Genomic DNA, 7,746 nt, shown 5'->3' on the forward strand with positions numbered 1-7,746 from the left:
AGCGTCCATCTCCCCGGATACCCCAGCTGCCGGGTCGTCTTCGTCACCGACTGAGTGCGCTTATAAACCTCAATCGCCCTGCGACGCTGCTGATCTGTGTACGAACGGTTCATAAGTGGAATCCTCCAAGATCCCGTCCGCATCCCCTTTTGACCCTTAACCCCAAAGGACCGCATGACAGGAACGGCCCTCCACATCGAGAAATTAAACAAGTCCTACGGCGACCACCACGTGCTGAAGGACATGAGCTTCTCCGTCCAACCTGGCGAGATCTACGGCTTCGTTGGCTCCAACGGTGCGGGAAAGTCCACGACGATGCGCATCGCTCTGGGGGTCTTGGCTGCTGACTCGGGCGAGGTCCGCCTTGGCAGCACCCCAATGAACGACGACTTGCGCCGCCGGATCGGCTACATGCCGGAGGAACGCGGGCTCTATAACAAGGAAAAAATCGCAGACCAGCTGAGTTTTTTCGGTCGCCTCCACGGCATGGATAAGTCCGCTGCAGCCACCGCCGCACAAGACCTGCTGGAACGCCTGGATCTCGGGGAACGCGCCCAGGACAAGCTCGAGGAGCTCTCGTTAGGCAATCAGCAGCGCGTCCAGCTGGCGGCTTCCCTCATCCACGACCCGGATGTCCTCATCCTGGACGAGCCTTTCTCTGGGCTGGATCCCGTCGCCGTGCAGGTCATGTCCGACATGCTCGTCGAGCGCGCCCAGCGCGGCGTGCCCGTGCTCTTCAGCTCCCACCAGCTGGACCTGGTCCAGCGGCTCTGCGACCGTGTGGGGATCATCACTGCCGGCCAAATGCAGGCCGAGGGTGGGGTTCAGGAACTGCGTGAGCGCGGCCCGGTCGTCTTCGAGGTCGGCACCCCGGCGCGCGACTGGTACCCGGAGTTCGCCACCGTCGTGGGCGAGGACGACGGCACCGTCCTGCTGGAGGTCGATCGCCAGGACCGCGACCAGGAGCTGCTGCGCGATGCGCTCGCGGCCGGGCCGGTGCACAACTTCCAGCGCCGCATCCCCGACCTGACTGACCTATTCCAGGAGGTCATCCAGGGAGCGAAGCAGCAGGCCACGGAAGAAAGCACGAACCGCGCGGGAGGTACCGCATGAGTTACACCAGTTCCAACACGATCCGCACCGTCGCCACCCGTGAGATCGCCGTCGCAGTGCGGAACAAGGGAATCATCTTCTCCCTGATCATCACGCTCATCCTCGCTATTGGTGGCATCGGAGTAGCCAGCTACTTCAACAACCGGGAGGACGACGCCCCGACACTCGCGGTGGTGGGCATATCGGCCAAGCAGTTCAACCAGGTCCAGAACGCCCTGGGTGAGAACGTGGAAAAACTCGCCGTCGCCGACGCCACCGGCCGCGATGCCGCGGAAGCCGCGGTGAAGGAAGACATCGACGCAGCCCTGCTCAAGACCGACGAAGGCTACGAGCTGCTCAGCGACGGGCAACCCAAGAGCAGCGTCCAGGCCACCGTCGCGGCCGTGACGAGCACGCTGACCCAGAATGAGGCCCTAGATAAGCTCGGCATCAACCCGCAGGAATTCGGCGAGGCGATGGGTGCCGCGAACGTGAAAACCACGGATATTAGCGAGGACCCCGTCGAAGAGCAGATGGGCGCCATCGTCACCGTCATGCTGGGGATGATGCTGATGACCTTCTTCATCATGCTCTTCGCCGGAAATATCGGCGGGCGCATCACCGAGGAGAAATCCTCCCGCGTCGTGGAGATCATCCTGGCGAGCGTGCGGCCGCTGGACTTCCTCGCGGGCAAGCTCATTGGAAACACCATCGTGGGACTGGTAGCCACAGCTGTGATCGTCCTCGCCAGCGTGGCGGCACTGTCGATCTCCGGGCTGGCCGATGGCTTCGAGTTCGACATGTCGGTACTGCCGATGATCCTGGTCTCCTTCATCCTGGGCATGCTCTTCTTCGGCAGTCTTTGCGCTGCCGCGGGATCGATGGTTAGCCGCACCGAAGACCTACAGTCCACGCAGATGCCGATCCTGCTGTTCGTCTTCGGCATGATCTATGCCCCCGCGTTCGGCTTCAACGCGCTCGACAGCACCATCATGCAGGTGCTCGGCTGGCTTCCGCCGTTCAGCCTGGCCGTCGCCCCGCTGCAGTACGTGGCCGGGCACATGAGCTTGTCAGCGGTACTCGCAGCCTATGGGCTCTGCGTAATCGTGGTCATCGCTGTGCTGGCACTGGTGGCGCGAATCTACCGCAATGCGATCCTGCATAACGGCAAGAAGATGAGCTGGATCGGCGCACTGAAATAGCGATTCAGCGACCTCTGGTTTCAGCCACTCACAGCACAACCCCCGCTCGGTTCGTGAACTGCTCCCCCTAGTCGGTAACTGATTTCTCAGTCCAACTAATGGGGAGCAGTTTTCATTGAGAGCCAGGCGGGGGTTGTGTGCGCTCTAGCCCCGGGCACGATCCTCCCCCTGACCATCAGACCCAACCCCAGCTCACACTAAGGGTAGGCTTACCAGCATTATGTCGAAGAGCCAGAACACCATGGATCCCCTCGCGATCAGCGCCACCCGACCCGCTTCATACGTTGATCACCAGCTGCTCGATACCCCAAGCGAGCGCGGTCATCGCATCATCCGCGCTGTGGTCTGCAGCATCAGTGCTCCGGCAAAGAATTTGCGTCGGATCGCCGTCCAGTCACCCGAACTAATGGGTTGCCAACTCTCTGGCCCTGATGAGTTCTTTGGCCTCCTCATGCCCCCGACCCCCGGCGCGCAGCTGCACCTTCCAGATCACGATGGTGGCATTAACATCCGCGCCAGCGTGGCGGCTATGCCGGAGGGGCGGCGCCCGAGTCTGCGCTGGTACACCGTCCGAACACTTGATTCCGAACGCGGAATCCTCACTTTCGATGTGGTTACGCACGGCATAAACAGCCCTGATGACGAGCACATCGGGCCCGGGCTTTCTTGGGCGTTGAACGCCCACGTCGGCGATGACGTCGCTCTGTGGACATGCCAGGGTCTGTGGCATCGTCAGCAGACTTCCCAGACCTTGATTGCCGACCCCTCTGCAGCGCCTTCCCTCCGCGCCATCCTGGAGTACACGCAGACCTTCGCGCCCGAACAACTACCCGAGATGCACGTGATTGTGCTTGCCGAAAGCCAGCACGACCTGGAACCGCTGCTACGTGAACACTGGCAGGACAAGGTAGGCAGCTTAAAAGTTATTCTCCGCCCTACGACAGAGTTCAGCGGCGCCACCCTGTCGCACCTTCGCCAACTCGACGAAGCCAAGCACCCCGCCACCCGCGCGTCATATGTCTGGGTCGCGGGCGAAGGAGATCTCTGCAAAGAGGTACGGCGCCACGTCATTGACTCGTGGGGTCTTAAGAGCGACTCCGTGCAATGGTGCCCGTACTGGTTCATCGGCAGGGCTCGCCCTTAGCTCGGGTCAGATGACGCCAACCCCGAGCACCTAGCCACCGCCCTCTGCGGTGTGGCGCTAGGAGGCCTGGGTGGGGTTGTCGACGACTCCTCGTGGCACGATGATCGGCGCTGTGCCACGGGGATCCTCCCACACCTCAGCGCGCAGGCCATAAGCCTCGTGGAGCACATCCTCCGTTAGCGCTTCCCGCGGTGCGCCCTGCGCGATCTTTTTCCCGCCCTTCATCACGATCATGGTGTCGCTGAAGGCACCAGCCAGGCTGAGGTCATGCAGCACCGTCACGACTGTCTTGCCCTCCCGAGCGAGCTCGCGCACGATCCCCAGGATCTCCATCGCATGCGCTGGGTCTAGGTAAGTTGTCGGCTCATCCAGCAACACGACTGGCGTATCCTGCGCCAGCACCATCGCCATCCAGACGCGCTGCCTCTGGCCACCAGAGAGCGCCGCCACATCACGAGCGGCAAGGTGGTCAGTCGCTGTTTTCTCCAACGCCTCCCGCACCTTCTTCCGGTCCTCGGAGGGCGATTCGCTCCCACCCCACAGCGCGCGCCGGTAGGGGTGCCTCCCACGCTCCACCAGCTCCCCTACCGTCAGCCCCGGCGGGCAGATCGGATGTTGCGGCAAGAGCGCGATGAGACGAGCTGCCTCGCGGGCGCCCAAGCTGTGGACGTCCTTATCCGCGACGAGCACCCGCCCCTGGCTAGGAACGAGAAGCCTGGACAGGGCCTTGAGCAGGGTGGACTTGCCACAGCCATTGGGGCCAAGCAGCGTCGTGACCTGCCCCGGCTGCGCTTCAAAAGAGACATCCTTAACGATGCTCCGGTCCTCGCTGTAGCCGACCGTCACGTGCTCGACTCGCATACTCATTGGGTCATTCCTTTCACAGTTCCGCGACGCGCGGCCGACCACACCAGCCAAATCAGCGCAGGTCCGCCGATAATCGCGGTCACCAACCCCACAGGAGCAGTAAAGGGCAACGCACCTGCCACCACCGCGCACACGGCCATGAGCGCGGATCCCGCAACAGCCGAACACAACGGATGAGGCGTAGGGGTACCGGCCACCAACTTGGCCAACTGAGGAGCCAGCAACGCGATAAAACCGATGGGCCCAACAAAGGAAACCACGACCGCAACGATGCCGGTCGCTGCGATAAGCAAGATCGAGCGCACCCGGGTGACATTCACGCCAAGGGTGGAAGCGGTGGCGTCGTCATGAGCAAAAAGTGGAAGATCGACCGCGACGACGAGACCCAAGACCACAAAAGGCAGCATGCCCAACACCATGGGCAACAACGCTTCGGTGCGTACGAAGCCGGTGGAACCAGCAAGCCACGTTTGAGCATCGGCAGCACGGGTCAGCTCTGCTTTGAGCAAAAGATACTGCACCAAGGCCTGCGTAAGAAAAGAAAGCGCCAGGCCAATGAGCACCACGCGCTGAGAGGTACCAAAGCCACCGAGCAGCATAAGCAACGCGACAATCACCAGGGAGCCGATGAGGGCGAGTCCCGCACGCCACCAAAACGTCGGGATACCCTCGCTCCATGCCGGTCGGGCAAGCACTGTGCCCGCAACGACAAGCACTGCTGCGCCCCCGGAAACGCCGAGGATATCGGGGCTGGCTAGCGGATTGCGGGCCATGGCTTGAGTCCATGATCCGGCGAGCCCCAGGGCCGCGCCAACCACGACGGTGGCGATGGCCACGGGAAGGCGCAGATCCCACACAACGTTGATCGCCTGGCGCGTACCGCCACCGGTGAGAACATCAAGCACCTCAGCCGGGCTGAGCTTCACAGCCCCCTGCCCAAGAATGAGGAAATAACCCAGCACCGTGGCGGCGGCGAAGCCTAATGTCGCCAGGAAGATACGCCTGGTGCGAGCGCGCTTGACTGCGTGCAATGCCGTCATCCCGCTCACACTGCCACCTCCGCGTCTTTCGAGCCCGAAATGCCTCGCCGACGACGAACCGCCGCGACCATGATGGGCGCACAGCCGATAGCCAGAACAATCGACATCTCGAGTTCATTCGGGTGCAGCACGAAACGACCAACAATGTCTGCCAACAACGTGGCAGCGCCGCCAACCACCGCGGTGGGCACCAGCAAGCGCGTAAGCCCAGGGCCGGTGACAGGCCGCAGCAAATGCGGTACGGCAAAGCCCACAAAAGTAACAAGCCCCACGGTGGCGGTCGCCGAACCGGCAAGAATAACCACCGCAGCGGCGGCGAGCAGACGTGCTCGGGCGGGCGAGCCACCCAGGGAACGAGCCGCATCCTCACCCATGGCCAGAAGGTCCAGTGGCCGTGCCGCTAACGCCGCGCACAATGCCCCGAGGGCTAGGCCGACAGCAGCCATCAGAACGTCATCCATACCGCGCCCTGCGGTAGAGCCGACGGTCCAGCGGCGCAGCCCCTCCAGGGTGTCGGAGGAATAGAGGCTCAGCATATTCGTGGCTGCTTGCAGGGTGAAGGTGACGCCGACGCCTACTAGCACCAGCGTCAATGGGTCGCGGGAGACCCGGGAGATAAGCAGGACGACCAGCGCGGCAATGGCCGCACCGATAAGCCCTGCCACTGCCCGGTGCCCGACCGTCGTCGCCCACCCCACGGTGAGTGAGACGGCGACCGCGAATCCCGCGCCGGCGTTGACACCGATGATGCCGGGGTCCGCCAAGGGGTTGCGTGTCCAGCTCTGCGCGATCGCTCCCGCCATGGCGAGGGCTGCGCCCGCGAACACAGCCAAGAGAGTGCGGGGCACGCGCAGGTCCCAAATAATCCCTGCCTGCTCTGCCCCGGCGGTGGAATGTGGCGCGTGGTGCGGCCCGTGCAGGAGGATGCTGGTCACCTCCCCCATCGACAGACTGCGGGCCCCTAGGTACAGGGAGGCGATCATCAAAAGCACCAGAAAAACCAGTGCGCCAAGCGTAACCGCGACAACGCACAGGGTACGCCTAGCTCCCGCACCGCCACGTAGGCGTTGTGCGGGAGAGGCGAGCGGTGAGAGCGCTTTGATCACAGAGCTTCTGCAGCTAGACCGCGTCGGAGAACTTCTCGACGGCCCACGGGATGGTCAGGGGGTTGGGCATGCTCATCGCGTTACCGACGTTGTCCTCCATCCAGTACACCTTGCCCTCGCGAACCACCTCGAGCTTGCTGAAGGTTGGATCCTTCTTCAGAGTGTCTGCCGCCCCCTGGTAATCGAGCACAAAGAGGTAATCCACGTTGTTGAGCTCGTTGTAGTTCTCGGGAGCGATGTCGCGGTAGAACTCACCGCCATTGCCCTCAAGCTCCTTCGGAATGTCGAAGCCCAAGTTTTCGATGAACTGCCCTCGACCATCGCCGGAGGTGTACAGGCCAATCTTGCCCTCGTAGGGCATGACGATAGCTGCGCGCTTGCCCTTGAGCTCGGGGTGCTGCTTTTGGAAGTCCTCGAAAGCCTTCTGCGTCTCCTCGACGAGCTTGTCACCCTCCTCCTTCTTATCCACTGCCCCCGCGATCTGGGTTACCTGGTCTCGCCACGGGATCTGCCAGTCCGTTGTCCCCTCTGGCTTGACGGTGGTTGGGGCAATGTCGTTGAGAGCCTTCTTCGCCTGCTCATCCACGGCGTTGTTCACAGCGATGATCTTGTCGGGATCGGCAGCCGAAATCTTTTCCAGAACTTCAGCAGTGAAGCCGCTACCGGTGCCGTAGACAGTTTCTGGCTTCTCGTCACCAAGCTTGTCGGTTGCCCATGGGCCAACGCCCGAGGCGTCCACATCGCCCTCCGCACCCCACGGCGCTACCAGGACAGGCTGGATTCCGAGAGCGAGCAGTGTATCGGCGTCCCCGAGCCCAACTGCCGCGATCCGCTCATTGCCTGCTCCTCCCCTCGCGCGCAACCGGTGAGAACGAGGGCGGATACAGCCAAAGCTGCTGTGGTCTTGATAGCCGCGCGGCGGCTCAGAGTCTTCTTCAGGAACATGTCGGGCCTTAAAGTGTGAGAGTTTTGGGTGCTTCGGCTGCAGCAAGACATCGCGGTACAAGCGACCCAAAATATCCAGAAAGATTACTCCGGCAGGTCACGGGCACAGCATGACGCGCAACGCTCTCAAAACAATACCAAGGGTAGCCTAACCATACAAAGCCTCGGCTTACTCGCTGGTAGCGATACCCAAAAAACTAGGACGCGCCCCAAGCACCACCAACAAGTCCCACCGTGTTCCACACACAGCACAACCCCCGCGTGGTTCTTTAGATGAACTGCTCCCCATTAGTTGGACTGAGAAATCAGTTACCGACTAGTGGGGAGCAGTTTCCATTGAGAGCACGAAG

6 protein-coding genes and 1 pseudogene are annotated in these 7,746 nt (G+C 62.3%); 3 read left to right on the top strand and 4 right to left on the bottom strand.

What is annotated here, in order from left to right; translation table 11 throughout:
* Nucleotides 1–174: 174 nt before the first annotated feature.
* From QP413_RS09665 to QP413_RS09675, 3 genes are all read left to right on the top strand, one after another.
* Nucleotides 175–1,113: an ABC transporter ATP-binding protein gene (locus QP413_RS09665; protein ID WP_148812764.1), complete on the top strand. Its 939-nt coding sequence runs from the start codon at nt 175–177 to the stop codon at nt 1,111–1,113.
* Nucleotides 1,110–2,294: an ABC transporter permease gene (locus tag QP413_RS09670; RefSeq protein ID WP_284781570.1), complete on the top strand. Its 1,185-nt coding sequence runs from the start codon at nt 1,110–1,112 to the stop codon at nt 2,292–2,294. Before QP413_RS09665 ends, QP413_RS09670 begins: the two co-directional genes overlap by 4 nt.
* 220 nt (nt 2,295–2,514) lie before the next feature.
* Nucleotides 2,515–3,438 carry a siderophore-interacting protein gene (locus QP413_RS09675; RefSeq protein WP_284781572.1) on the top strand — a complete coding sequence of 308 codons (924 nt, stop codon included), beginning with the start codon at nt 2,515–2,517 and terminating at the stop codon, nt 3,436–3,438.
* A gap of 57 nt (nt 3,439–3,495) precedes the next feature.
* Here the strand turns inward: QP413_RS09675 and QP413_RS09680 are convergent, their stop codons facing one another.
* The 4 genes and pseudogenes from QP413_RS09680 to QP413_RS09695 all read right to left on the bottom strand — a co-directional run bounded on the left by QP413_RS09680 (nt 3,496) and on the right by QP413_RS09695 (nt 7,396).
* A complete protein-coding gene (locus QP413_RS09680; protein ID WP_284781573.1) occupies nt 3,496–4,305 on the bottom strand; it encodes an ABC transporter ATP-binding protein in 810 nt (269 codons plus the stop codon).
* Nucleotides 4,302–5,345, bottom strand: coding sequence for an iron chelate uptake ABC transporter family permease subunit (locus QP413_RS09685; protein WP_284781574.1), 1,044 nt, complete (start codon nt 5,343–5,345; stop codon nt 4,302–4,304). Before QP413_RS09685 ends, QP413_RS09680 begins: the two co-directional genes overlap by 4 nt.
* A gap of 5 nt (nt 5,346–5,350) precedes the next feature.
* On the bottom strand, nt 5,351–6,328 hold the full coding sequence (locus tag QP413_RS09690) for an iron ABC transporter permease (protein WP_284781575.1): 978 nt from the start codon (nt 6,326–6,328) through the stop codon (nt 5,351–5,353).
* A gap of 136 nt (nt 6,329–6,464) precedes the next feature.
* Nucleotides 6,465–7,396, bottom strand: a pseudogene (locus QP413_RS09695) (iron-siderophore ABC transporter substrate-binding protein).
* Between the last annotated feature and the right edge of the window lie 350 nt (nt 7,397–7,746).

Origin of the sequence: Corynebacterium sp. UMB4614 (assembly GCF_030217065.1) — a bacterium.
GTDB lineage: Bacteria > Actinomycetota > Actinomycetes > Mycobacteriales > Mycobacteriaceae > Corynebacterium.